We start from the raw sequence: 25,648 nt of genomic DNA on the forward strand, positions 1-25,648 counted from the left end.
GCCCGAGCCCGTGGAGGGGGGACGGGATGCCGCGACGGCGGAGTGCGGGCACCGACCAGCCGATGCGGGAGTACCGGCGACGCCGCGACCCGACCCGTACGCCGGAGCCGATGCCCACCGCCACACCGGCCGGCGGCCACGGCGACACGTTCGTGATCCAGCAGCACGACGCCACCAGCCTGCACTGGGACCTGCGGTTGGAGCGCGACGGCGTGCTGGTGTCCTGGGCGGTGCCGCGCGGCCTGCCGGCCGAGCCGGGGGTCAACCGGCTCGCCGTGCACACCGAGGACCACCCGCTGGAGTACTCGACGTTCGAGGGCACGATCCCGGCCGGCGAGTACGGCGGCGGCACGATGACGATCTGGGACACGGGGACGTACCAGACCGAGGAGTGGCGCGCCGACAAGGTCACCGTGGCGCTGGCCGGCAGCCGGGTGCAGGGCCGGTACACGCTGTTCGCCACCGACGGCAAGAACTGGCTGATCCGCCGGCTCGACCCGCCGCAGGATCCGGACCGAGCGCCGATGCCGCGCGAGATCGAGCCGATGCAGCCGGTCCGGCAGGCCCACCCGCCGCGCGAGGCGGACCGGTACGCCTACGAGTTCGACTGGGGCGGCAAGCGGGCGGTCGCGTTCGTGTCGGGAGGGCGGATCCGGCTGCACGGCGCGGACGGTACCGAGATCGAGTCGCCGGCCGGCCTGCCCCGCGCCGCCCGGCGGCTGGGCGCGCGACCGGTGGTACTCGACGGGGAGCTGGTCACGCTCGCGGCCGACCGGGTGTTCGTCGGCTTCGACCTGCTGTACGACGACGGGATCGACCTGACCGGGTGGCCGCAGCAGCAGCGGTGGGACCGGCTCGACGCGCTGCCCTGGTGGGGCGGCAGTTGCCAGCTCGCGCCCCGGTTCGACGACCCCGCCGCGGTTCGCGCGACGGCCCGGGAACGCGGCCTGCCCGGCATCGTCGCCAAGCGCCGCGACGCCCCGTACCGACCCGGCGCGACCTCGGCGGCCTGGAAGCGCATCCCTGCCTAGGGTCTGTTTCGCAAGTCCCGCGTGCCGGCTGCGGCGGCCCCGTTTGCCCGCTCGCGGCGTTGTCGGACAGCCCGTGTGCAAGCCCGGCACACGAACTGCCCTCCGCCTTGCGAGCAGACAAACGCGACTCGCCTCGCTCGGCCGGGGGCTCCGAAACAGACCCTAGCTTGAGTTTTAACCTTGGTGGGCGGTGTGGGGCACCCTGGTTGATCATGGAAGCAGCCCTTGGTTGATCATTCCTCTTGCGACAGTAGGAAGATCAACAGCAAGGGCTGCGGTGATCAGTGTGCCTCAACCATATCGTCGGGTCGTCGGCGGGCAGTTGAGCCGGTTCCGGCGGGACTTTTATGCGTGTTTGACGTCCCGGGCCGATGGCCTGTTCGAGGCGTGTGACGCCTTGTTGTGTGTCGATGGGCCGGTGCGGTCGTTGCCGGAGTTGTCGCTGGCCGGAGTCCACCGCCGTGGTCACGGTGGTCTGTATGGCGCGCTGGCGGCTGGCCGTATCGACTCCGATCGGTTGCGGCAAGCGATGTTGGGGTGCACGTTGCCGCGGGCGGGTGATGGGCGGATCGTGCTGGCGGTGGACGTGACGTGTTGGTTGCGGCCCGAGGCACATACCAGTCCCGGCCGGATGATGTGTCATACCTACGGTCGTGGCAAGGATCAGCACATCGGGGTGCCGGGCTGGCCGTGGTCGGTGGTGGTGGCGTTGGAGACCGGACGGTCGTCATGGACCGCGCCGTTGGACGCGGTCCGGTTGGCTCCGGGTGAGGACGCGGCGGCCGTGACCGCTTACCAGCTACGGCGGGTCGTGACCGGCCTGATCGAGGCAGGGCATTGGGATGCCGGTGATCCGGAGATCCTGATCGTGGCCGACGCCGGCTACGACGGTCCCCGCCTGTCGTTCGTGCTGGCCGATCTGCCGGTGCGGGTGCTGGTGCGGATGCGTTCCGACCGGGTCCTACGCCGAGCGGCTCTGTCTGATCGTCGGCATACGGTGGGCCGGCCGTGCCGGCACGGCAGCGAGTTCGTGTTCGGCCAGACGGCAACCTGGGGCGAGCCCGATGTCCAGATCTCCACCGACACCAGGCATTACGGGCCGGCGCGTATCCGTGCTTGGGACCGTCTGCATCCGCGGTTGACGCACCGCACCGCCTGGGCCGCGCATACCGGCGATCTGCCGGTGCTGGAAGGCACCGTCATCCGCCTCGACGTCGAGAGGCTGCCCTCGGGCGCGATCCCGAAACCGGTGTGGCTGTGGCATTCGGCCACCGACCTGGACCCTGGGCAGGTCGACCTGGCATGGCAGGCGTTCCTGCGCCGCTTCGACATCGAGCACACCTTCCGCATGCTCAAACAGACCCTGGGCTGGACCTGCCCGAAACTACGCGACCCGGCCGCGGCCGAACGCTGGACATGGCTGGTGCTGGCCGCCTACACCCAACTACGCCTCGCACGAAACGTCGCGGCGGACCTGCGTCGGCCGTGGGAGAAACCCCTCCCGCCACAGCGGGTGACCCCGGCACGCCTCCGGCGAGGGTTTCGATACCTGCACCCGCGGCTGCCTCCTCTAGCGGCTGCGCCGAAACTCTGCCGGCCCGGGCCAGGACGCCCAGCCGGGCACCCCAACCAACGGCCAGCCGCCCGCCATGACGTGCACACGGCGTCCAGACCGGACCGACCCAAACCGCATCGCCACAAACCTAAGAAGCCGTCGGCCACGCCACGACCCCGACGAACAGGTTAAAACTCAAGCTAGGGGCACTTCCGGCTGGCGAGCTGACCCGTCCCGCCGGCCGATGCAACAGGACCGGGCGGCTTGTCAGCTTCGGTGTCCGGTACACGGCGGTGAGCCAGGAGACCTGCCTGATCGCCTGGCCCGACCCGGCGCACCGGGACCGCCTGCTGGTCTTCGATCGCAGGGCGGTCCGCTGACCACACCCGGCGCCGTCCCCGGGCTCGGCGCGCGTCGCGGGGCCGCTGCCCACCGTGCCCCCGGCACCGTGGCGCACGGGCTACCGTCGGTACCGTGGCTGCTCGGTCACCGTGGTCGGGCACGACGGAGGGCGGACGATGAGCGGACAGGGCTCCGACTGGACGCCGGACGGGGTGGACGACTCCCGCCCGAACGCGGCCCGGATGTACGACTACTTCCTCGGCGGGGCGCACAACTTCGAACCGGACCGGCAACTGGCGGACACGCTGCTGAGCATCGCGCCGGAGATCCGCGACATCGCCCGGGCCAACCGGGCGTTCCTGCAGCGTGCGGTGCGGTGGCTGGCGGCGGCCGGGATCGACCAGTTCCTCGATCTCGGCTCCGGGATCCCGACCGCCGGCAACGTGCACGAGATCGCCCAGCGGCTCGACCCGAACAGCCGGGTGGTGTACGTGGACACCGAGCCGGTCGCGGTCTCGCACAGCAAGCTGTTGCTGGCCGATGCCCCGCACGTCGCGGTGCTGCAGGCGGACCTGCTCGACCCGGCCGCGGTGTTCACCTCGCCGGAGGTGACCGGGCTGCTCGACCTCGACCGGCCGATCGCGATCCTGCTCGTCTCGGTGCTGCACTTCTTCGGCGACGAGCAGCGACCCGGTGCGCTCGTCGCCGACTACCTGGCCCGTACCGCGCCGGGCTCGTACCTGGCCATCTCGCACGTGACGCCGAACGAGCACAGCGAGCAGGTCCGGACGCTCTACCAGCACACCACCGATCGGCTGTACCCGCGTTCGAAGGCGGAGATCGCGGCGCTGCTGGACGGGTTCCCGCTGGTACCGCCGGGACTGGTGCGGCTGGGCGACTGGCACCCCGACACGATCGTGGCCGGCGCCGAGGCCGACCGGGCCGCCTCGTATGCGGCGATCGCCGAGCGCCGCTGACCCGGCGTGCGGGGCGTCCGCCGGCCGACGTTCAGGCGAGGTCGGCGCAGCGGGCGGCGTGTCGTCGGATCAGATCGTTCCACTCGTAGCGGCCCGCGCCGCGCTGCTGGACCAGGTACATCGCCGCCAGCGTGTCGAGCATCCGGGACGCAACGTCCGCTGACCCACCGAACACCGCTGGCGCATCCTCGACCCGCAGTTCGGTGCCCGGGTAGCGGCCCAGCTGCCGGTACGCGGCGGCGGTCTTCGCGTCGAGCGCCCGGTACGACCAGTCCAGGACGGCGGCGAGATCGGTGTCGGTGCCTTCGTGCGTCGACAGCACGTCGAGGCCGCTCACCGTCGTTGGCTCGCCCGGCATGGCGACCCCGGTACGGGCGATTCGTTCACCGATGATGCGCAGTGCCAGCGGCAGCCCGGCGCACCGTTGCACGAGATCGGTTGTGACCTGCGGGGTTAGTGATCCAGGGGAGAGACCTGCGGCGGCGCACAGCAACTCGGCAGCCGCGTCCGCCTCCAGCTCGGCCACCTCGACGCGGTGCGCGCCGTCCCGGGCGACCAGACCGCGCAGCTGCTTGCGGCTGGTGACCACGGTGGCGGCGGTGGACCCGCCGCCGGGCAGCAACGGTCGGATCTGGTCGCTGTCGCGGGCGTTGTCGAGGACGACGAGGACCTGGCGCTCGGCGAGCATGCTGCGCAGCAGGGCCCCGGCCGACCGGATCTCGGTCGGTACCGCGTCGGTCGGTACACCCAGTGCGCCGAGCAGGATGGCGAGCGAGTCCTCCACCCGCAGGGGCGGTGCGTCACCGTAACCGCCGAGATCGAGGTAGAGCTGTCCGTCCGGGAACCGGCCCCGGATCCTGTTGGCCCACCAGAGCGCAAGCGCCGTCTTGCCAGCGCCCGCCGGACCGACCACGGCTGCCAGGGTGCTGTCCCCGGCCGCCAACCAGTCGTCGAGCGCCGCCAGTTGAGGGTCCCGCCCGATCAGCCGACCGCTCGGCGCGGGCAGCTGGCGCGGTGGAACCTGCGCGACCGGCGTCGAACCGGAGGTGCAGTGCACCGGCATCGGCGGACCCGGCTCCCGGGCTGGTACGGCCGATTCGGTGCGCAGGATCTCCGAGTGCAGATCGCGAATCGTGGTGCCAGGATCGACGCCCAGCTCGTCGCGCAGCACCTGCCGCAGCTGCTGGTAGACCATGAGCGCGTCGGCCCGCCGACCGCTGCGGAACAGCGCGAGCATCAACTGGCCGGCCAGGGTCTCGCGGAACGGGTTGGCGCGCACCAGATCCGACAGTTCGACGATGAGCTCGGCGTGGCGACCGAGCCGCAGGCAGAGTCGGGCCCGTTCTTCGTGGGCATCCAGGTACCGGTCGGTGAGGTGGTCGATCGTGTGCCGGTACAGCGCCGACGCGTCGAGGTTGCCGAGCAGTGGCGGGCGCCACAGGGCGAGCGCCTCGCTCAGCAGGTCCACCGCGGCCTCCGTGGCGCCACGCAGTTCCGCGTCCGCGGCGGCGGTGGTGAGCTGGTCAAACAGCAACAGGTCGTGATGCGCCGCGTCGGTAACCAGCTGATACCCGGAACCCTGGGTCTGGATGACGGAGCGGCCGAGCAGCTGGCGGACCCGTGAGATGCCGTTGTGCAGCGCGGAGCGGGGATGACTCGGTGGCTGGTCGCCCCACACCCACTCCGCAAGCCGGTGCCAGGAGACGACCTCGTTGGGCGACAACAGAAGCCCGGCGAGCAGCGTCAGGACACGGTTGCCGCCCAGGGGTACCGGCTGGCCGGCACGCCAGGCCTGGACCGGTCCGAGAACCCTGAATTCCAGCTCTGCCACGGCACCATCATCCTCGGGGGAAAGTCTGCGTTTCGTGCGCACCACGTGGATGAAAGCGGGCAGCGCGCTATGTGCCAGATGTGCCTGATTCATGACGAAGTGGCGAGGTGAGGGCCGCAAGGCTGTGTGTGGCCAGGCGCCGTGCTGTCTCGTCGGTCAGGTCCGCCGCGGCCGCCGCGGCGGCGGCCTCCCGCCGGCCGGCTGCCCTGGCGCGCGCGAGTACGGCTGCGCGTAGGCCGGGGTCGTCGCGGAGCGTCGATTCGGAGACGTGAACCCCGCCGACCTGTGCGGGTACCGCGGTGAACCCGCCGGATCGCATCGCCGCCCAGGTGGTGTCGAGCCGCGTGGGTTCGCCGCGAACCGCGAGTACGTCCTCGGTGTGCAGGAACGCCCGGCCGTAGCGATTCCCGAACTCCTGCATCGCCCGCACGGTGCTGGCCACGCCGCCGCCGAGGTACGTCCCGATGCGGGCGGGGAACTCGAACAGGGAGCCGTAGACGTCCAGTGCCACCTCGGGCCCGCGACCGCGCGCCCGTAGGTGCGTCAGGTCGGCGAGCCAGTCGGCGAATGCCCAGGACACTTCGGGCGCCGACTCGGCGATCAGGCGCGACGCCTGCGCAAGCAGAAAGTCGCCGGACAGCACCGTAGCGGTCTGCGCCCAGTCGATACCGCGACCGGAGGGTCGGGCGCCGGGCTGCCAGAGGAACGCCAAGGCACCGAGCATGGCGAGCTCCACCGCGGCGGCGGTGGTGGCCCGGCGGGACGGCGGTACCCGGGTCGAGGCCGTCAGCCCGGCCAGAAACAGCAGCGCGGGGCGGAGTTGCTGACCTCCCAACGTGCCGTCGGATGTGGCCAGCTGGGCCAAGAACGGCCAGGTGGTCTGCACCGTTCGGACCAACACCTCGTCGCAGGCGAGCAGAAACGGCATGGCAAACGACGCGTCGACGGGGTCGAGGTCTGCACCCGTGGCCACGGCGCCGGTGACCCCGGACGGCAGCAGGACGGCTCGCCGCGTCTTGGCGAAGAACGGCTGGTCGCTGTCGGCGGCGGCGGACAGCACGCGCCAGGTCAGGTGATGTCGCCGGGTCGCATGTCGGGCGATCTCGAAGCGACCCAGGAACCTGGCGGCGGCGCGTTGCACGTAGTGGCGTCGCGCCGCTGCGGGATCGTCCGGATGCGTGCCGATCGCGGCGGCAGCGAGGCGTGCGCTGTGCACCGCGTAACCCAGGGTTTCACCAGTAAACGGGTTGGCCAAGCCGGCCGCCGCGCCGATCAGGAGTCCGTTCGCCGCGACGAGCCGTTGCCGGGAAAAGCCGGTGTGTAGCCGACCGGCCTGGGCCTTTCCCGCGTCGGTCAGTCCGGCGTACCGGGCATCCAGCTCGGTCAGTGTGGCCCGGCCGACGGCCAGCAACTGCGCCGGATCCAGCGGCCGAGTCGTCGGCACCGGGCAGGCCACCCCGAGCGTCCCGGCTCCGGCACCGGTCGGCAACAACCAGACACTCACCGGTACTCGTTGCTGCATGGTCGGCACGGCCAGCGCCAGAAGCACGGCGTCGGTGTCATCCGGCATGCCCGACACCCGGACCGACACCATCGAGCCGGTCGGTTGGCCGCCCCCGCTGGGGGAGTTCGCCGCGCCCTCCCGACCGCCGTTCGGTGCGCACCCGACGGCGAGTACCAGGTGCCGGGCCTGAACCGACACCAGCACGGAGAGGCCATCGACCCGGATTCGATGCACACCGTCGAGCTGGCCAGTGACAGTTCCCACGCCGGGGAGGGGCTGGGCACCTGCCTCGATCGCAGCCGTGCGCAGGGTCGCTCGCAACGCACCGACCGGCATGACACGGCCGCCGGTGCCGGTGACCCGCCGGCACGAATCCGGTCGCAGCCGCAGATCGACCGCATCGACGTGATGCCCCGCGAGCTCGATGTCCAGCGACGACAGATCGGCCTCCGCTGGACCACTCACGTAGAGGTCATGATCGGCGGGCGCCGGGGGGTGGTCGATCAGCAACACCGACCGCCCGGCCCGGGCGAGCACCGTCGCGAGGACACATCCGGCCGGGCCGGCGCCGAGGACGGCGACGTCGGCGATCATGCCGATTCGGGCCAGATCATGGCCGCCACCTCAGTCAGCGAGGTACGCCGCGGCGAGTCGACGCCGTCGAGCGCGGCCAGCGCGATCTGGTAGCGGTCCTGGGCAAGCTCATGCGCCGCGGCGAGGCCACCACTCGCGGTCACGTGCGCCCGCACCGCGGGCAGGTCGTCACGGTCGAACGCCGGATCGAGAAGCAGCGTGGCAAGTTCGCCGGTACCGTCAGCGGCCAGCGCGAACAGGGTCGGCGCACCGAACAAGCCGAGCAGATGATCGGTCCCAACGGGCTTGCCGGACTCGATCGTCGCCAGGTCCAGACAGTCGTCGAGGATCTGGAACGCCACACCGAGCTCGGCGCCGAAGCGCCCGGACGCGGCCAGCGTGCCGGAGTCCGCGCCCGCTGCAGCGGCACCGAGCGAACAGCTGAGCCGGAACAGGTCGCCCGTCTTGCGTTCGACCAGTTCCAGGTAGTCCGGGAGGGACAGGTCGATGTCGAAGGCCCGCTCCACGTCGAGGATCTCCCCGTACGCGAGTCCGGCCGCGGCGCGTGCGACCACCGTTTCGAGGCCGTCACCGAGTTCCGCCGCCTCCCGGCCGGCCAGCGCGAAGCACGCCAGACCGGCGAGGGTCGCGAGCTCGTCGCCCACCGTCGCTCGGGCGCTCGGCGCACCGCGCCGGCTCGTACCCCGGTCGACCACGTCGTCGTGCAGCAGCGATGCCAAGTGGAGCAGTTCCACCAGCGCCGCGAGCCGGACGAGATGAGGGTTCGTGGCGCCGACCGCGGCGGCGTGCAGGAGCACCGAGCGCAGCCGCTTGCCCGGGCGCTCGGCGAGCGCGCGCACTGGTGTACCCAGTGGTTCGGGCACTGCCGCGGTAAGTTCGCCGAGCCGGGCCCCCGTCAGCGCGATGAACTCCGCGCGCGCCCGCGCTGAGACCGTTGCCGTCACGTCCATCCGACCGCCCTTCTGCCGCGTCGGGACGACGCCGGTTGCGAGCACACCAACCGGCTCTGTCCGTTCGCTGTCGGATCTCTCCCGGCTGTCGACGGGTGGGGGCGGGCGGCGCCGGTACCGACGGCGCACTGACAGTCGCCTGGCAGCGTGCCGGCACACAATCGGCGCGTTCGGCCGGCCGAAAGGAGAAACAGTGCGACGAAACCTCCGACCGAGAGTCCCGTTCCGGGTGATGACGATGGCTGCAGCTGCGCTGCTCGCCGTCGTCGGGCTCGCCGTCGCGCCGCCTTCGGCGTCGGCGGCGCCGCCACCGATGCCGCTCGTAGCGCCGCCGCAGCTGCCCGACAACGCACGGCCGGTGTGCGGTCCCGTGCTGCCCGGCTACGTGCACTGCGACGCGTTCGTACGCACCGACAGTGCAGGGTCCGATCCCACCGACCCGCAAGAACCGGCGGCCGGGGAACCGGTACCCAGCGCGTACCGACCGGCGGACCTGCAGGACGCCTACGGCCTCCCGTCGGCCACGGCCGGCGGCGGGCAGACCGTCGCGGTCGTCGACGCATACGACGATCCCAAGGCGGAGTCGGATCTGGCGGTCTACCGGGCAGCCTTCGGGCTGCCGCCGTGCACGACCGCCAACGGCTGCTTCCACAAGGTCAACCAGCGTGGTGAGACGAAGAACTACCCCGCGCCCGACAGGCACTGGGGAATGGAGATCTCGCTCGACCTTGACATGGTCTCGGCGATCTGCCCCCGGTGCCACATAGTGTTGTGGGAGGCGGATCAAGCCTCGCAGGAGGATCTGGCGGCTGCCGCCCACCTGGCCGGTTGCGACTGCACCTCGCCGGCCGGCACCAACTACGGCGCGCGGTACGTGTCCAACAGCTACGGCGGTCCCGAGGCGGGCTTCAGCGCCAGTGTCGACGACTCGTACAGATCGGACAAGGGGACGGTCTACACGGTGTCGTCCGGCGACAGCGGTTACGGGGTGGAGTATCCGGCGTCGTCGAAGTGGGTGACGGCCGTGGGCGGGACCTCGTTACTGCCCGCGGACAACGCCCGCGGCTGGGACGAGATCGCCTGGCTCTACGGCGGTTCCGGGTGCTCGACATACGTGGCGAAGCCGGCGTGGCAGCACGACGGCGGGTGCAGTGGCCGCAGTGTCGCAGACGTCGCCGCAGTCGCCGATCCCACTACCGGGGTCGACATGTACGACAGCTACGAGACGGTTGACTACAACGGTCCATGGCTGGTCAACGGTGGTACCAGCGCCGCGTCACCAATCATCGCCGGGGTGTACGCGCTCGGTGCGAAGGTGTTGCCCGGCACGATCCCATCGACCTACCCGTACGCGAAGTTCACCCAGCTCAACGACATCGTCGGCGGTACCAACAGCTTCGAGAACTGCTCTCCCGAGTATCTGTGCAACGCCGGGCCGGGATACGACGGCCCGACCGGGTACGGCACGCCCCACGGCGTGGCCGCGTTCCAGGAGTGATGGGTGGTGCGCACCGGGACCGCCGGTGCGCACCAGCGCTCAGCCCGCGACGACCGGGCCGACGATGTTCACCGACGGCAATGTTGCGAGCTGGTCGTAGACGGTCTGGAACACGCCCGGGTCGTTCATGTAGTCGATGATCTGCTGGTAGTTCATGCCCACGGTGTTAGCGACGACGCCGGTCAGGAGGGTGTAGGCCACCTGCGCCTCGTCCTGGTCCAGCACCGGTTGGATGCCGGCGCCGCCGGTCATCCCGGCGAACATGAACTCGAGGTCGTCGATGTTCTCCTGGGTCATCGTGGCGCCGGAGTCAGGGTTGGCCAGGACGGTGGCGACCAGGGTGCGGTACTTGTCGTAGTACTCCTTGGCGTATCCGATCGCGACGCCCTCGGCCTCCTTTCCACCGAGCCGGTCGATGACGGTCTGCTGGTTGAGATAGATCGCGCCGATGAGCAGGTTGCCCAGCGGGCTCTGGGCGAGAAACTGGTCCCTGGCCTGTGAGGTCAGGTCGTTGTCGTCAGCCAGCGGCAGGTCGTAGTAGTGGCCGACGGTGGCGAGCAGCTCGCAGTTCGACGTGGGCGGCTCGGGCTCCTGAACGAATGTTCGCCCGTTGCCGCCGGCGAGAACGAGGGCGCCGGAGTCGCCGGGTAGGCAGAACGCCTGGGACCAGATCTGGTCGGTGAGAGTGACGTACTTGAAGCCGTAGTCGATCTTCACGATGGCTGCGAGCGCGGTCACCATGCTCGAGGTGTAACCGGACGCGTGGCCCACCTTCTCGATGTGCGAGAACAGTTGCGGTGCCGCGATGCAGCTGTGCTCGTCGTCGGCGACCGACAGTTCGACGTGCAGCGCGTCGACGATGTGATCCATCCGGGAGATGAACGAGTTGACGTGTCGTTGTAGGGGGTCGGTGTCGCTGGCGGTGATCATGCCGATAGCCGGATGGGTGGCGGAGATCGGCGCCATCAGGCCGTCGGCGACGCCGAGGTCGGCGGTGACGCCGGAGTTGAGTACCCCGATCGCCGCGTCGACGGTGGCGGTCGTGCCCAGCTCGCTGAACCGGCGTACGGTGCCGATCGCGTCGTTACTGCCCCCACCGTCCTGCCTGGCCGGCTGGTAGATCGCCTCGCCGAAGGCCGGCTGATCGACCCGGGCGAGCACCGAGTTCGATGACAGGAAGCAGATCCTGCCGTCGTTGTTGTCGAGGTCCCGGACGAAGCAGCCCAACGTGCCGGACAGCGAGCCGGTCGCGTTGGAGATCCCCGCACCCTGGACCGGGTCGGTGAACTTCTTCCGGATCGGGTCGTTCACCGCGTTCGGTTTCGCCGCTCCGGCATCCGGGCCGGGCCGATAGGACGCGTTCGCCACCGCGGGCAGGCCGGGATGCCGCAGCGGGCGGACCTCGACCACGTCGACGCCCCACCGGCGCCCGTCGACCTCGATCGTCGCCGGCACCATGCGGTGCAGCGGGATCTGCCCCTCCGCCAGCTTCTTGCGCACCATGGCGATCACGACAGGTTCGTCGACGTAGTCGCCGGCGCGGTGCCGCATCCCGATCGCCGCACCGGTGAAGTGCGGGTCGTCCCGGAAGACCCGGAACAACTTGCGCTGCGCGCGGATCAGCGACGCCTGTACGTCGGCGTCGAACACCATCGGTTCCAGTTTCATCGGATCCTCCTGGCCGGGCTCGGCACGCGGTCGGGTCCAGCCGGTAGGCGCCGCAGCCCGCCGATCCACAGCTGCGCAGCGGAATCGGAGTTCGGGTCGAAGTGGGTACTGATGGTGGCGACAGCCAACGCGACCGTGGCGGTCACCGTGGTGGCCTGGTCGCCTCTGGCGAGCGCGGTGATCGCGCCGCGCAGCGCCGGGTCGTCGGCCGGATCGGCCTCGATCAGTGCGTTTGCGCCGGCCTGAACGAGTTTCGACCGGGCGCTACCGACCTTTCCCCACGCGGTCTGCAACCGTGCCATGGTGGCCCGGGACACGGCAGAGCCCGACTCCGCGAACGACGGGAACGGGATCGGGTACACCGCGCCGGCTGCTGCGATTCGTAGCACCATCTCGCACTGTTCGGCGGACAGAGCGCCGGCCGACGCGTCGGCCGGCGCTCCGCCCGTGCCGACCGCCACGGCGGTCGTCATCGCGGCGGTGGCAGCCAACAGGGCACGACGGGTGAGCCGGCGTGCCGACGGACCTGCTCGTTCTGGTGTGGCTGAGCTCATCGAGACCATCTCCCGCAACCAGTCCTGGTGGGTCCAGTCATGGATGCCACTGCCGGCTTTCGGTCCGCTGTCAGCTCACTCCGAATCCGGTACCAGCGGACGTTTCGGCTGGTGGGAGTCGGGTCGGATGCCGGCGGGACGAGGCCGCTCCTAGCTGAAGGCGGTGAGGGTCAGGTGCAGGGCGGTCGGCGCGCCGTCCTCGATGTACGAGGCGAAGCCGCCGACGTCGTCGAACGGGAACCCGTACGCCCTGCCGTCGGTCATGTGCGCGTGCATGATCCGCGCGTAGTGGTTGGTCGGGTCGGTGGCGTAGAAGCCGGCCGGGTCGTCGGTCGGCTGGCTGGCCGAGGCGAGCAGGGTGGAGCGGTTGAAGCCGGCGCCGAGCGCCGCGGCCACCGGGCCGGTCAACCCGTCGTTCGGTGCGGCGAGCGCGCCGGCGCAGAAGAACACGTCCGAGGTGGTCGGCTTCGAGATGGGGGCGACCGCGCCGTCGAAGGTGAACACACCGCCGGTGACCCGGCCGGTCCGGTCGGCGCCGCCGGTGTGCACGGTGAGCGTCTCGCCGGCGTACTTCGACCAGACGTCGTCGAGGTAGCCGTCGAAGTAGTCGGCGGCGAACCGGCCGACCTCGATCCCGTGCCCGGGCGCGATGACGCGCAGGTCGTCGAGCACCAGCGAGCCGAACCCGGCCTGGGCGGCCACCTCGGCGAAGATCCTTCCTCGTCCGCCGGCTTCCAGCGTCCCGGTGGTCTGGTCGGCGGCGCCGACCAGGTGCACCGACGACGGCACGCCGAACATGTCGACCTGGGTGTTGTTGCAGTGCATCCCGGAGCCGTCGTAGGTGAACTCGAAGAAGTCGTGCAGCACCGGGTAGTTCGGGTCCGACTCGACCCAGCCGGCCGGGTACGCCAGCGCCGGGTTGCCGTTGCCGTCCGGCACCGCCTTGAACCTCAGCGGGTCGCCGAGCGCGAAGTAGATCCGGCCGGACATGTGCGGCAGCGCGATCGTCGTGTCGCCGCTGCCGGCGAGCGGGATCGAGTAGTCGGTGTAGCCGTCGGATCCGTTGTCGGACAGCGACACCGGGATCAGGTTGCCGCCCGCGTCGGCGTGCGCCTGGGCGCCGGTGGCGAGGTCGGTGCCCACCACGTACAGCCGGACGGCGTCGTTGCCGGCCGCGCCGGAGTCGTTGGTGACGGTGACCGCCAGGGTGCCGTCCGCGAACGGTCCCCGGGTACCGGCGGCAGCCACCGACGGCGCGCCGAACGCGGCGACCAGCGGCGCTCCGATCGCGCCGAGCGCGAGGCCGCGCAGCAGCGATCGGCGGGGTACGGGGGTGTCGGACATGCCCGCTCCTTTCGCTTGTCTGTCCACAGGGGACTTGTCAGGTTGCTGTGCCACCACTGGATTCGCGGACCACCAGCCGGGTCGGCAGCAGGACCGAGCGGGACGGTTCGGTGGCCGGTGCGGCGGCGAGCTCGGCCAGTACGGCCGCCGCGGTGGTGCCGAAGCGCCGGTAGTCCTGGGCGATCGTGGTCAGGCCGGGCCGGACCATCGCCGCCGCGTCGATGTCGTCGAAGCCGACCACCGCGACGTCGCCCGGAAGCGTACGGCCGGCGTCGGCCGCGGCCCGCATCGCCGCGATCGCCATCGCGTCGCCGGCGACGAACACCGCGGTCGGCGGGGTCGGCAGGTCGAGCAGCCGGCGCATGCCGGCGGCACCGGAGGCGGCGAAGAAGTCGCCGGTCACCTCGTACCCGGGCCGCCGGCGCAGCCGCCGCCGGGCGAGCTCGGCCCGGAAGCCGGCGAGCCGTTCCGCCGCCGGCCACAGGTCCAGCGGGCCGGTGATGGTGGCGATCCGCCGGTGCCCCAACGCATGCAGGTGCGCCACCGCGTCGGCCGCGGCGGTGCGGTTGTCCGATCCGACGCTCGCGGTACGCGGACCGTCGAGCGCGAGGTCGAGCCCGACGCACGGGACCGGCGTTGCCAGCAGCGCCCGTACCTGCGGGGTGTGCTGGTCGACGCCCATCATCACGATGCCGTCCAGGGTGTACTGCCGGGCGAGCCGGACGTAGCCGTCCTCGTCGTCGGGCGGCACGATCGGCAGGAGGATCAGCCCCTGGCCGCGGTCGCTGAGCGCCGCCTTGAGCCCGATCAGCACCTCCTGCAGGAACGGGTGCTGTCGCCCGCCGCTGCGGTAGCCGGTGTCCCACAGCAGCCCGATCAGCCCGGACCGGCGGCTGGCCAGGGTGCGCGCGGACGCGTTGGGGCGGTAGCCGAGTTCGGCGGCGAGTGCGACGATGCGGGCCCGGGTCGCGGCGCTGACCTCGGGTCGGCCGTTGAGCGCGCGCGACACGGTCGCGGCCGAGACGCCGCTGCGGCGGGCGAGCTCGTCGATGTCCACAGGACGCACTCCCGACATAACCGACGTAAGCGCTTCCGGTCCAGTAAAGAACCCTTACCGAAGCCCTGTCAACCCCGGCCCACCGCGCTCGTGGACGCAGGTTCGCGCTCCGGCGGGCGGGGCGGCTACGCGGACGCGGCTGGCCGCGTACCTCGGCGGTGCCGGTCGGCTACTCCGGTCGCAGGTACCGGCGGAGCACGTCGGCCTCCGCCCGCAGCCGGTCGGCCGCCTCGGCGCGCCCGCTCCGGGCGTACCCGGTCGCCGCGTCCACCCGCTCGGCCACCTCGGCGGCGACGATGGCGTGCAGGTCGTCCGCCGTCAGCTCCCGGCGCGCCGCCTCGGCCGCGCCGACGCCGACCACCGCGCCCGCCACGTGCTCGGCGTCGGAGGTCGGCGAGTCCGGTGCCGGTACCGCCTCGGCATTGTCGATCGCGGCCAGGGCCGACCGCAGCGCGGAGACGGCGACCCGGTCCCGGGCCTTGAGTGCGGCGGTCAGATCGCGGCGCAGGGTGGTTCGCATGGGCCGCGACGCTAACCGCGGCTCCCGCCGGTGGCAACGCTTTTCCGGCCGGCGACGAGGCCGCACGGAGCCGGTCGGCCGGCGCTCAGAGCTTGGCCTGGCACGGTTCGGGCCGGGGCGCGGCGATCTCGGGGTGGATGTCGCGGTGACGCGGCCGCCGGGCCCGGCGGGACAGCAGGTGGCCGGCCAGGGCCGCGAGGAGGCCGGCGAGTCCGGCCGCCGCGAAACCGGCCGCCGGAGCGGAGGCATCGATCGTCCAGCCGACGACCGGGGCGCCGAGCGCGACGCCGGCGCTCATCGCCGACGCCTGCAGCCCGGTCGCCTCGCCGCGCACCCCGGCCGGGGCCAGCCGGCTCACCGCGTCGGCCACGGTGGACAGCGTCGGTGCGGTGAGCAGACCGGTACCGACGACGGCCAGGCACAGCCAGGGCCAGCTGGGGGCGAGCCCGGCCAGTACGGTCGCGACGCCGAGCAGGCCGAGCAGCAGCCAGGTCGGCAGTGGCCGGTTCAGCATGCCGTAGCAGAGCCCGCCGGTGACCGAGGCGAGGCCACAGACGGCGACCACGAGGGAGGCCCAGGAGACCTGGCCGGCCTGGCGCAGCGTGGCCACGATGGCGAGGTCGATGCCGCCGAGCAGCAGGGCGATGCCGAACGCCAGCACGAGTACGGCGATCATCCCGGCCCCGAGCCACTCGCGGCGCGGCGGCCGCGGTGCCGTACCGGCGGGTGCCTCGTCGGGCGAGCGCAGCGGCGGGTCCAGGGCGGCGAGCGCGGCGCCGCCGACCACGATGGCGCCGCCGATTCCCCACGCCATCGTGGCGGGGGACAGCGTCGCCGCGGCGAGGATCACCGCGGCCGGGCCCACCAGGTACGACAGCTCGCCCTGGACCGACTCCAGCGCGAACGCCGGCCGGCGCTGCCCGCCGGTGCTCAGCGCGGCGATCGCCTGCCGGGTCACCGCCTGCGCCGGGACCATCAGCAGGCCGGCGACGAACGCGGCGCCCAGCAGCACCGGGTACCGCAGGGCCGGTAAGGCCAGCCAGAACCCGGCCTGCGTGACGACGGTGGCCAGCAGCGCGGTACGCAGGCCGCGCCGGTCGATGAGCCGGCCGAGCAGCGGCCCGCCCAGCGCCAGGCCGGCGGTGAGGGAGGCCGGGACGGCGCCGGCGGCCGCGTAGCCGAGGTGCAGGCCGAGCACCACGTACAGGGTCAGGGCCATGCCGGCCGCCGTGATCGCGGTGCGGGCGAGCAGCGAGACGGCGAGCAGCGGTGCCATTCCCGGCACCCCGAGCACCTGTCGGTATCCGGTCACCTCCGTGACGCTAGATCAGACCCGAAGCCATAGGAACTGGCGATCTGATTAGGCGTGCTATAACTGATTGTTATGGCACGAGAGTTGGAGACCGCACTGCTGCGCTCGTTCGTCACCGCGGTGCGGGCCGGCAGCATCAGCCGCGCCGCGACCCAGCTCGGGCAGACCCAGCCCGGAATCAGCCAGCAGCTGCGCAAGCTCGAACGCGCCGTCGGCCATCCGCTGCTGCACCGGTCGTCGGCGGGCGTCGCGCCGACGCGCGCCGGCGAGGAACTCCTGCCGTACGCGGAGCGCATCCTCGCGCTCGCCACCCAGGCGCTCGCCGAAACCGGGCACGCGCTCAGCGGCCACTGCGGCATCGGGCTGCTGGAGGACCTGGCCGCCTCGCACCTGCCGCAGGCGCTCGCCGACCTCGCCCGGCTGCACCCGGACGCGACGCTGGAGGTGCTCAGCCTGTCCAGCGCGACGATGCGCGAGGCGTACGACGCGGGCCGGGTCCAGCTCGTCCTGGACGAGCTGCCGTACCTGCCGGGCCCGCCGCGGTGGACGGTGCGCCGCCCTCTCGCCTGGGCGGTCGGCCACGGCGTCGAGCTGACCGCGGATCCGCTGCCGGTCGTGCTGTTCTCCGGCACCTGCACCTGGCGCAGCTCGGTACTGGAGGCGTTGTCCCAGGTGGACCGGCGCTGGCGGATCGCGTTCGAGAGCGACAGCCTGGCCGGCGTGCTGGCCGCGCTGCGGGCCGGGCTGGGCGTCTCGGCGCTGCTGCCGGCCAACCTCGAGCCGGGCATGGTCTGCCACGACCAGGCAGCCCTGCCGGCGCTGCCCGACGTCGAGCTGGGCCTGACCCGGCACCCGCGCACCGACGGCGATCCGCTGATCGACGCGGTGGCGGCCGTCCTGCGCCGGATGGTCTGAGCCGGGTGAGCCCGGATTCCGGACGGCCTGGCCCGGGGTGAGCCCAGGTTCCGGCCGGTCCGGGCGGCGGGACGGTACGAGCCCGGTGGCCCGGTTCCGAGGGTCTTGGCGGCAGGACGGTCTGGTGCGGACGCTGTGCGCGCCACCGTCCGAGTGCTCGGCGCCGCAGGGCGGGTCTACCGGGCGGCGAGCAGGGTGTGGATCGCGTCGACGGCGGTGGTCAGCCCGTCCTCGGCGCGCATCGCCGCGCCGACGGTCGCGGCCCGGCCCCGGTAGCGTGCCGTACGAGCGGCGGCGATCGCGCGGGCCAGCCCGGCGGCGGTGATCCGGCGGATGCCGCTCGCGGCGGGTGCGGTACCCAGTCGCTGCAGTTGCCGCGCCCAGAAGAACTGGTCGGCGGCGAACGGCAGGACCACCGAGGGCACCCCGGCCCGCGCCGCCGTGTGCGTGGTGCCGGAGCCGCCGTGGTGCACCACCACCGCGGTACGGGGAAACAGCCAGTCGTGCGGGACGTCCCCGACGACGCAGAAGTTCGCCGGCAGCTCCAGGGCATCGGCGCCGCTCCAGCCCGGCGCGAAGACCACCCGCTCGCCGGCCGCGGCGGTGACCACGACGTCGAGCAGGGCACGCTGGTCGAACCCGGCCATGCTGCCGAACCCGACGTAGATCGGTGCGTCGCCGGCGGCGAGGAACTCGGCCAGCGCCGCCGGTGGCGACCACTCGTCGGCGGGCCGGAACCACTGCCCGCACAGCCGGGCGTCGGCCGGCCAGTCCGCCGGCCGCGGCAGCAACGTCGGCGAGATCCCGTACAGCATGGGATGACCGGCCCACGGCTTGCGTCCCGGCGGCAGGCCGACGGACGCCCGCGCGGCGTTGGTGGCGCCGCGAAACGAGCGCCACAGCACGGCCTCGACCAGGCGGTAACTGGCCCGGTTGAGCCGGCCGGGCAGCCGCCGCGGTGGCAGGAACGGCGACGGGAACGCGGCGGTGGCGGTGAGCGGGATCATCCCGGCGCCGAGCGCTGGCAGGTGGAGCTTCTCCGCGGCGGAGAACCCCACGTACGCGGCGAGGCCGGCGACGATCAGCGCGTCGCAGCCGGCCGCCGTGTCGAGCACCTGGTCCAGCCAGGCGCCGGTGTTGTCGTTCGCGAGCCGGGCCAGCGCCCGGGTGGTGGACTGCAGACCGTTGCGCCGGGTCACGGCCGAGACCACGTCGCTGCCGGGCCGCAGCGCGGTGCGGATGTCGCCGGCCAACGCCACGCTGCGCACCCCGAGCTCCCGGGCGCTGCGCAAGGTACCGCCGTCGGCCAGCAACGTCACCTCGTGCCCGGCGTCGCGCAGCGCCGCGCAGAGCGCGGCGATCGGCCGGGTGTCGCCCTCGGTGCCGTAGGTCGCCGCCACCAGCTTCATGCCGCCACCAGCCTCATGCCGCCACCCAGTCTCATGCTGCCTTCGCGATCTGCCGCACCGTACCGCGCGGGCGGTCGCCCGCCGGACGTGGCACGGCCCCGGCACCGGGGGCGGGGTACCGGGGTACCGGGGTACCGGGGTACCGGGGCCGTGCGTACCCGACGTCAGGGGCGGGTACGGCGGCGCCGCGCCGCCAGGGTGAGCACCGTGCCGGCGGCCAGCAGCACCGCGGCGGCCCCGCCGATCAGGCCGAGCGAGGTGCCGGTCACCGGCAGCCCGCCGCTGCCGCCCGCGGCCAGCGTGACGCTCGGCTCGGTGGACGGCGACTCGGAGGCCGAGCCGGACGGCGACGCCGACGCCGATACCGACGCCGACGGGGAGGTCGGCTCGTCGCTCGGCGAGGGCGACGGCGAGTCCGGGGCCGACTCCGACGGAGACGGCGACGCGGAGACGTCGATGCAGGTGTTCAGCGCCGCGGTGGTGCGCGCCGACTGCGCGCCGGAGCTCGCCTTCACCTGCATCCTGGTCACCACGTTGTGCCGCAACGGCCCGTACACGGCGAACGTGAACGTGTCGGTGACCACCAGCTGGTCGGTCGTCTCCGGGCAGTACACGTACGACGCGTTGGCCTTGCACGTGCCGTCGCTGCCGTGCCCGGTGAAGCTGATCGGGCCGGTCCAGTACAGCGCGAAGCTGCCGGCGGGGTTCGCGGTGCTGGACTGGCGGGAGGTGACGGTCAGCGTCACCGTGTCGCCGGCGTAGGCGACCTTCGTGTCGAAGCTGGCCGACACCGCGATCGTGCCGTTCGGCGCCGGGCTCGCGCTGGGGCCGGGATCGCTGGTGGCATCCGCGAGCGCCGGTGCCGCCGCGGTCAGGGCGAGCGCACCGCCGACCAGCGCGGTGACGGCGAAGGTACGAAGCTTCATCGAGTCCCTTTCGAGGTGGTCGAGGTGGTCGGGGCGGTCGCGCCAGCGGCGGACGTATCCGTTACACGCACGACCCCCGTCGCCGGTGGCGCGGCAGCGCCCGGGTGAACCGAGCCGTACCGTCGATGTCAGCGCAAGGGCACCACCACCGAACGACCACACCGTCAGCCGGAAGGACCCGTCCGATGCCCAGACCTCCTGCCGTCGGCGCCGCCGCGCCGGACTTCGAGCTTCCCGGCATCGTCCTGTCGACCTCGCCGGCGCCGGAGATCCGTCGGGGTACGTACCGGCTGTCCGAGCGGCCCGCACGGCCACTGCTGCTCGCCTTCTATCCCGGCGACGACACCCCGGTGTGCACCCGCCAGCTGTGTTCGTACTCCGCAGGGCTGGACGGCTTCGCGTCCGTCGGAACGGACGTGTGGGCGATCAGCCGGCAGGATCTGGACTCGCACGAGAGTTTCGCGAGTGGCCGGGGGATCGAGCTGCCACTGCTGTCGGACCTCGACGGCACCGTCACCGCCGCGTACGGCATCGCGGTGCCCGGCCTGGGCCTGCGCCGGTCGGTGTTCCTGGTGGACGTGGCGGGCATCGTGCGGTGGCGGCACGTCGGCCTGGTGGGGCTGAGCTTCCCGTCCCGCGAGGACCTGCTGGCGGCCGTACGGTCACTCGACCGCTGACCACGGGCGCGGCAACCGGGTCGGCCGACCGCCCCGCGCGGCGGCCAGGCTCGGCGCCGACGGCCCGGCGCGTTGCCGTCGGCCGAGCCCCGTAGCATGTCGATGCTGCTGGAGCGCACCCACCGGGAGATCGAATGCGGAAGCCAATCCCCGTCACGGTCTTCGCGGTCGCCCTTGCGCTCGGCGTGACCGGATGCTCGGTGGCGACCGGGCACGCGTCCACCGGTGGACCGGTGCGGATTCGTTGCGCCGAGCCGCAGAGCGGCGGGACCCTGCCGACCCACCGGCTGACCTTCGCCGGCCTCGGGCTCGATGCGTGGACCGGCTCGCCCAGGTCACCGGTCTCGCCGAGCATCGCGTACGACTGGGATCACCACGCCTACGGAGACGTGCCGCACCCGATGATCAGCCCGCAGCCGGGCGCGAGCCTGGTGGCGTACGTCGATATGGGTTCCGGCTTCCCGAACGTGCTCCGGCTGACGCACGTGGACGGCTCCGGTGACCGCTCGCTCACGCTGCCCGCCGCAGCGGTCGCGGCGCCGCAGTGGTCGCCGGATGCCAAACGGGTGCTCGTCTCCGTGTCCGACAGCGCCGGCCGGTCCGGGTTCGCGGTGGTGGATCCGGCCAGCGGTACCGTCGCCGCCCAGTGGCCGGGGATGAAGCTGCGGGCGCCCTACTTCAGCTGGTACGGCGACGGTACGAAGGTCGCCGCGACGGTGGCCGACGGGAGCGCGATCCAGCTGTACGACCTCGACGGCAGCGCGGGGGACACGGTTCCGGTGCGTGGCACGGTGTCCGGTGCCGGCAGCTGGTCACCCGACCTGCGGCACGTCGTCGTGCACACGGCGCGCGGCAACCGGGTGGTGGCGACCGACACCGGCACCGTGGTCGCCACGCTGCCGGCCGGCAACGTTCCCGGAGCCGCCGCCTGGTGGTCGGACGCCACCCACCTGCTGGTCCGCTCCACCGGCGAGCACGGTGCCATCCGGCTCTGCCTGGCGACCCTGTCCGGCCGGATCACCCGGAAGTGGGTGGTGCCGGTGCCGGGCGACGACCGGCGGCCACCTGCCCTCGTCCTCTCCCGGGACAGCTGACCCGGCGAAGACCCGGACGCCGGGCACGAGCCCCGTCGGACGGACGTGCCTCGACATCTCGCCGCGGCCGCGGTGGGACGACCACCTCGGCGCGAAGCGGTCAGTCGGTGCCGGCTTCCATGGCGGCCTGGTCGAGGAGGGCGTCGTCGGCCGAGGCGGTGCCGCGGGAGGCGATCGCCTGGGCGCCGCCGGCCGGCATCGCGCCGATCAACCCGGTGGAGGCGGCCTGCTCGGCGCCGATCAGCGCCGGCTGCGAGGCGGCGCCGACGATCCCGATCCCGGCGTACTGCTCCAGCTTGGCGCGGGAGTCGGCGATGTCGAGGTTGCGCATGGTCAGCTGGCCGATCCGGTCCAGCGGACCGAACGCGGAGTCCTCGGTGCGCTCCATGGACAGCTTGTCCGGGTGGTAGCTGAACGCCGGGCCGGTGGTGTCGATGATCGAGTAGTCCTCGCCGCGGCGCAGCCGCAGCGTCACCTCGCCGGTCACCGCGGTGGCCACCCAGCGCTGCAACGACTCGCGCAGCATCAGCGACTGCGGGTCGAGCCAGCGCCCCTCGTACATCAGCCGGCCGAGGCGGCGGCCCTCGTTGTGGTAGCTCGCGACGGTGTCCTCGTTGTGGATCGCGTTGACCAGCCGCTCGTACGCGGCGTGCAGCAGCGCCATGCCCGGCGCCTCGTAGATGCCGCGGCTCTTCGCCTCGATGATCCGGTTCTCGATCTGGTCGGACATGCCCAGGCCGTGCCGGCCGCCGATCGCGTTGGCCTCCAGCACGAGGTCGACGGCGGTGGCGAACTTGGTGCCGTTGATGGTGATCGGCCGGCCCTGCTCGAACCCGATCGTGACGTCCTCGCTGGCCACCTCGACGGCGGGGTCCCAGAACCGGACGCCCATGATCGGGTCGACCAGCTCGATCCCGGCGTCCAGGTGCTCCAGCGCCTTGGCCTCGTGGGTGGCGCCCCAGATGTTCGCGTCGGTCGAGTACGCCTTCTCGGTGCTCGCCCGGTACGGCAGGTCACGGGCGGCGAGCCACTCCGACATCTCGGTCCGGCCGCCCAGCTCGCCGACGAAGTCGGCGTCCAGCCAGGGCTTGTAGATGCGCAGGGCGGGGTTGGTGAGCAGCCCGTACCGGTAGAACCGCTCGATGTCGTTGCCCTTGAAGGTGGAGCCGTCGCCCCAGATCTGCACGTTGTCCGCGAGCATCGCGCGCACCAGCAGGGTGCCGGTCACCGCACGCCCCAGCGGCGTGGTGTTGAAGTACGTGCGGCCGCCGGAGCGGATGTGGAACGCGCCGCAGGCGAGCGCCGCGAGCCCCTCCTCGACGAGCGCCGCGCGGCAGTCGACCAGCCGGGCGACCTCCGCCCCGTACGCGTGGGCACGGCCGGGCACCGACGCGATGTCGGGCTCGTCGTACTGGCCGAGGTCGGCGGTGTAGGTGCACGGCACGGCACCCTTCTCGCGCATCCACGCGACCGCGACCGACGTGTCGAGACCGCCGGAGAAGGCGATCCCGACCCGTTCACCAACAGGCAGAGACGTCAGCACCTTGGACACGAGTAAGAGTATATGCACACGACTGCATGTCCATGCAACGCCCCGCATGGTGTCCCGCCCCACTGCCCGTCGCCGGCCGGGGTGGGCGCCGGAACTCAGCGCCGGGTCAGGCGCAGTACCGGGATGATCCGCGCGGTCTTCTTCTCGTAGCCGGCGAAACCGTCCGACATCGCCTTGAACCGGTCCCACGCGGCGTCCCGCTCGGGCCGAGCCAGATCCTCCGCGCGAACCGGCACGACGCCGTCGTCCGGGGTCTCGATCGACACGTCGGGATGCGCGACCAGGTTGTGGTACCAGTCCGGATTGCGGTCGGCGCCGCCGGCCGACGCGGCGATCAGCCAGCTGTCGGCCGACTCCCGGATCGCCGCGACCGGGTTGACCCGCTCGGTCCCCGTCCTGGCGCCTCGATGGTGCACGAGCACGAGGCCGCGCCCGAACCCCATGGTCTCGACGGTGCCGTCGTTCCCGCGGAACTCGTCGATGATCTGTTGGTTCCAGTCTGTCATGGGGCCAAGTATCGACCCCGGCGAATCCGACCTCTCCGGCGCCGCGCGGTCCGGCGGGACCGCGCCGCGCGGCGCCGGGTCGCCGGTCAGTTCCGGTTCGGCAGCAACAGCAGCGCGTCGCCGATCGGGCGCTCCCCGGCGGCGTCGGACGGGGAGTTGATCACCGCACCGTTCACCACCATGGTGGTCGAGCCGCCGCCGTCCAGGTTCATCGCCTGCCGCAGGCCCAGCGACTTCGCCACCGCCGCGGTCTCCGGGATGCTCAACCCGAGGCTGCCGGTACTGCGGCCGTCGGCGGTGATCAGCACCAGCCGGCCGTGCGCGTCGACCCCGGCCACCGTGCGCGGATTGCGCTTGTGCACCCAGCCGTAGTAGAAGCTCGGCCCGGCCGGCTCCACCATCCCGTCCTGCGCCACCGTCACGTCCAGCCGCCCGTTGCGGACCAGCAGCGGGCCGCCGTTGACGATCGAGGTGTGCCGGGACGGCCGTACCGTGTGGCCGCGCGCGTCGACCACCCGGGAGTCGATCGCCAGGTGCGCCCCGACCGGGGCCAGCGCCCGCAGCGCGGCGGCCTCGGTACCGGTCGCCTGCAGCACCCGGCCGCCGGCCGGCACCGCGCCGCCGCGCTCGTCCGCCACCGAGACCACCCGGTCCCGGGCGTCCAGTACCACCTGGGCGCCGTCACCGGTGGGCAACTGCGCGCCGTACGCGGCGTCGAACGCGATCACCTCGTCCGGATCGGTGCACGTGATGTCCTGCTGCGGCGCGTCGGTGTACGAGTCGTCCGGCGTGCCGCCGCAGTTGCGGATCAGGCCGGGGACCCGGTTCAGCCCGTCCAGCGTCAGGGTCGCCGTGCCGTGCCGGACGTCGCCGCGCCACCACAGCCGCTCGATCCCGGTGTTGGCGGCGTCGTCGTGCACCACGAGCGCGGGCCGGCCGTTCGTCGCCTCGCTCTCCACCTTCCCGTCGTAGACACCGATGCCGGCCGGATCCCCCGGCGCGCCGGCCTTCGGGTCCAGCACGAAGAAGCCGGCGTTGACCCCGGCGAACGCGCCGGTGGCCGCGGCCAGCGAACTGGTCGTCTCGCGCCCGACGAAGTCCGGCCCGTACGAGTCGAGCAGCCGCCCGTGGAACCGGCGCGGGTCGATCGTGAGCACCTGCAGGTGCCAGGTGCCGCGGGAGGGCGCCGCGCCCACGTCGCCGTCCCAGCCGGTGTAGACGGCGCTGCCGCCCAGTCCGGTCGCCTTGACCGCCTTGAGCTGCGCGGACAGCGCGGCGGAGCTGGCCGCCCGGCCGACCCGGACCCGGTAGCCGAGGAACCCGCCGGTGTCGGCGGTGGCCGGGGTGTCCACCGTCTCCAGCCGCGCGTCGATGCCGGCGTCGTGCAGCGTCTGCCAGGTCTCCTGCGCCGCGGCGTGCGAGGTGGTGATGGCGGTCTTCGGTGCGTCCGGGTCCGGGTTGCCGGCGTCCGGCGCCGACACCTCGATCGTCCAGAAGTCGGTGGTGTCCGGAACGCCCCGGGTGATGGTGGTCAGCGTGACGCCCGGCTGCAGTTGCTGGGTCTGCCGGGACTCGGGCAGGTCGGCGGCGCCGAGCGGGAGCCCCGGCCGGTGGGTGTCGGAATGTGCCGCGGCCGGTGCGGCGACGGCGGACAGGATCGCGGCGAGCGCGACGGCGCCGATCGGTACGCGCCGGCGTCGGCGAAAGAAGGGTGACATGGCAGGGGTCCTACCACCTGCGCACCCTGTCGGCAATGCCATCCCGATGTCGCCGGCCACCCGTCGCCGCCCGTTTCGCCGGGCCGGCATCGGGTAAGCGCAGCCCGGGAACCC

21 protein-coding genes are annotated in these 25,648 nt (G+C 72.5%); 7 read left to right on the forward strand and 14 right to left on the reverse strand.

All coding sequences use genetic code 11. The features are described 5' to 3' along the window. The first annotated feature begins 62 nt into the window (after positions 1–62). The 3 genes from Asera_RS16970 to Asera_RS16980 all read left to right on the forward strand — a co-directional run bounded on the left by Asera_RS16970 (position 63) and on the right by Asera_RS16980 (position 3,905). Positions 63–1,031 carry a DNA polymerase ligase N-terminal domain-containing protein gene (locus Asera_RS16970; protein WP_035296150.1) on the forward strand — a complete coding sequence of 323 codons (969 nt, stop codon included), beginning with the start codon at positions 63–65 and terminating at the stop codon, positions 1,029–1,031. Between the two features lie 277 nt (positions 1,032–1,308). Next, on the forward strand, positions 1,309–2,778 hold the full coding sequence (locus tag Asera_RS16975; protein ID WP_030450043.1) for an NF041680 family putative transposase: 1,470 nt from the start codon (positions 1,309–1,311) through the stop codon (positions 2,776–2,778). A gap of 326 nt (positions 2,779–3,104) precedes the next feature. After that, a complete protein-coding gene (locus Asera_RS16980) occupies positions 3,105–3,905 on the forward strand; it encodes an SAM-dependent methyltransferase (RefSeq protein WP_030449808.1) in 801 nt (266 codons plus the stop codon). 31 nt (positions 3,906–3,936) lie between these two features. On the opposite strand, the gene Asera_RS16985 is transcribed toward Asera_RS16980, so the two are convergent. The 3 genes from Asera_RS16985 to Asera_RS16995 form a co-directional block, all read right to left on the reverse strand. Then, positions 3,937–5,736, reverse strand: a complete 1,800-nt coding sequence (locus Asera_RS16985; protein ID WP_051803078.1) for an AfsR/SARP family transcriptional regulator — start codon at positions 5,734–5,736, stop codon at positions 3,937–3,939. Between the two features lie 67 nt (positions 5,737–5,803). Continuing rightward, complete coding sequence (locus Asera_RS16990) at positions 5,804–7,834, reverse strand: NAD(P)-binding protein (RefSeq protein ID WP_030449806.1); 2,031 nt, start codon at positions 7,832–7,834, stop codon at positions 5,804–5,806. After that, on the reverse strand, positions 7,831–8,784 hold the full coding sequence (locus Asera_RS16995) for a polyprenyl synthetase family protein (RefSeq protein ID WP_051803077.1): 954 nt from the start codon (positions 8,782–8,784) through the stop codon (positions 7,831–7,833). The genes Asera_RS16990 and Asera_RS16995 overlap by 4 nt, the downstream gene beginning before the upstream one ends. A 238-nt stretch (positions 8,785–9,022) precedes the next feature. Here Asera_RS16995 and Asera_RS17000 point away from each other — a divergent pair, with 238 nt between their 5' ends. Continuing rightward, complete coding sequence (locus Asera_RS17000) at positions 9,023–10,282, forward strand: S53 family peptidase (protein WP_211255815.1); 1,260 nt, start codon at positions 9,023–9,025, stop codon at positions 10,280–10,282. A gap of 39 nt (positions 10,283–10,321) precedes the next feature. On the opposite strand, the gene Asera_RS17005 is transcribed toward Asera_RS17000, so the two are convergent. From Asera_RS17005 to Asera_RS17030, 6 genes are all read right to left on the reverse strand, one after another. Continuing rightward, positions 10,322–11,950, reverse strand: coding sequence for a chymotrypsin family serine protease (locus tag Asera_RS17005; RefSeq protein WP_030449803.1), 1,629 nt, complete (start codon positions 11,948–11,950; stop codon positions 10,322–10,324). Continuing rightward, complete coding sequence (locus Asera_RS17010) at positions 11,947–12,423, reverse strand: hypothetical protein (RefSeq protein WP_157035216.1); 477 nt, start codon at positions 12,421–12,423, stop codon at positions 11,947–11,949. Before Asera_RS17010 ends, Asera_RS17005 begins: the two co-directional genes overlap by 4 nt. A 231-nt stretch (positions 12,424–12,654) precedes the next feature. Further along, positions 12,655–13,848 carry a beta-1,3-glucanase family protein gene (locus tag Asera_RS17015; RefSeq protein WP_030449801.1) on the reverse strand — a complete coding sequence of 398 codons (1,194 nt, stop codon included), beginning with the start codon at positions 13,846–13,848 and terminating at the stop codon, positions 12,655–12,657. A gap of 37 nt (positions 13,849–13,885) precedes the next feature. Next, positions 13,886–14,923, reverse strand: a complete 1,038-nt coding sequence (locus Asera_RS17020) for a substrate-binding domain-containing protein (protein WP_030449800.1) — start codon at positions 14,921–14,923, stop codon at positions 13,886–13,888. 151 nt (positions 14,924–15,074) lie between these two features. Beyond that, complete coding sequence (locus tag Asera_RS17025; protein ID WP_030449799.1) at positions 15,075–15,425, reverse strand: GatB/YqeY domain-containing protein; 351 nt, start codon at positions 15,423–15,425, stop codon at positions 15,075–15,077. A gap of 85 nt (positions 15,426–15,510) precedes the next feature. Continuing rightward, positions 15,511–16,737, reverse strand: coding sequence for an MFS transporter (locus Asera_RS17030; RefSeq protein ID WP_035298796.1), 1,227 nt, complete (start codon positions 16,735–16,737; stop codon positions 15,511–15,513). A gap of 72 nt (positions 16,738–16,809) precedes the next feature. Between Asera_RS17030 and Asera_RS17035 the strand changes: the two genes are divergently transcribed. Then, on the forward strand, positions 16,810–17,652 hold the full coding sequence (locus tag Asera_RS17035) for a LysR family transcriptional regulator (protein WP_030449797.1): 843 nt from the start codon (positions 16,810–16,812) through the stop codon (positions 17,650–17,652). Positions 17,653–17,828: 176 nt separating this feature from the next. Here the strand turns inward: Asera_RS17035 and Asera_RS17040 are convergent, their stop codons facing one another. Beyond that, positions 17,829–19,061 carry a glycosyltransferase gene (locus tag Asera_RS17040; protein ID WP_030449796.1) on the reverse strand — a complete coding sequence of 411 codons (1,233 nt, stop codon included), beginning with the start codon at positions 19,059–19,061 and terminating at the stop codon, positions 17,829–17,831. A gap of 164 nt (positions 19,062–19,225) precedes the next feature. Beyond that, positions 19,226–19,987, reverse strand: a complete 762-nt coding sequence (locus Asera_RS17045; protein WP_051803076.1) for a hypothetical protein — start codon at positions 19,985–19,987, stop codon at positions 19,226–19,228. A gap of 185 nt (positions 19,988–20,172) precedes the next feature. Between Asera_RS17045 and Asera_RS17050 the strand changes: the two genes are divergently transcribed. Together Asera_RS17050 and Asera_RS17055 are read left to right on the forward strand one after the other, a co-directional pair. Continuing rightward, positions 20,173–20,664, forward strand: a complete 492-nt coding sequence (locus Asera_RS17050; RefSeq protein WP_030449794.1) for a peroxiredoxin family protein — start codon at positions 20,173–20,175, stop codon at positions 20,662–20,664. A gap of 134 nt (positions 20,665–20,798) precedes the next feature. Further along, positions 20,799–21,758 (forward strand): TolB family protein, encoded by a 960-nt coding sequence (locus tag Asera_RS17055; protein ID WP_030449793.1) that lies wholly within the window; start codon positions 20,799–20,801, stop codon positions 21,756–21,758. 100 nt (positions 21,759–21,858) lie between these two features. Here the strand turns inward: Asera_RS17055 and argG are convergent, their stop codons facing one another. The 3 genes from argG to Asera_RS17070 all read right to left on the reverse strand — a co-directional run bounded on the left by argG (position 21,859) and on the right by Asera_RS17070 (position 25,534). Beyond that, the gene (argG, locus tag Asera_RS17060) at positions 21,859–23,310 is read right to left on the reverse strand and encodes an argininosuccinate synthase (RefSeq protein WP_030449792.1); all 1,452 of its coding nucleotides are present in this window, start codon (positions 23,308–23,310) and stop codon (positions 21,859–21,861) included. 95 nt (positions 23,311–23,405) lie between these two features. Continuing rightward, positions 23,406–23,816 carry a nitroreductase/quinone reductase family protein gene (locus Asera_RS17065; protein WP_030449791.1) on the reverse strand — a complete coding sequence of 137 codons (411 nt, stop codon included), beginning with the start codon at positions 23,814–23,816 and terminating at the stop codon, positions 23,406–23,408. An 86-nt stretch (positions 23,817–23,902) separates the two neighbouring features. Beyond that, on the reverse strand, positions 23,903–25,534 hold the full coding sequence (locus Asera_RS17070; RefSeq protein WP_051803075.1) for a phosphodiester glycosidase family protein: 1,632 nt from the start codon (positions 25,532–25,534) through the stop codon (positions 23,903–23,905). Between the last annotated feature and the right edge of the window lie 114 nt (positions 25,535–25,648).

The sequence above is a fragment of the Actinocatenispora sera genome (assembly GCF_018324685.1).
Taxonomy (GTDB): domain Bacteria; phylum Actinomycetota; class Actinomycetes; order Mycobacteriales; family Micromonosporaceae; genus Actinocatenispora; species Actinocatenispora sera.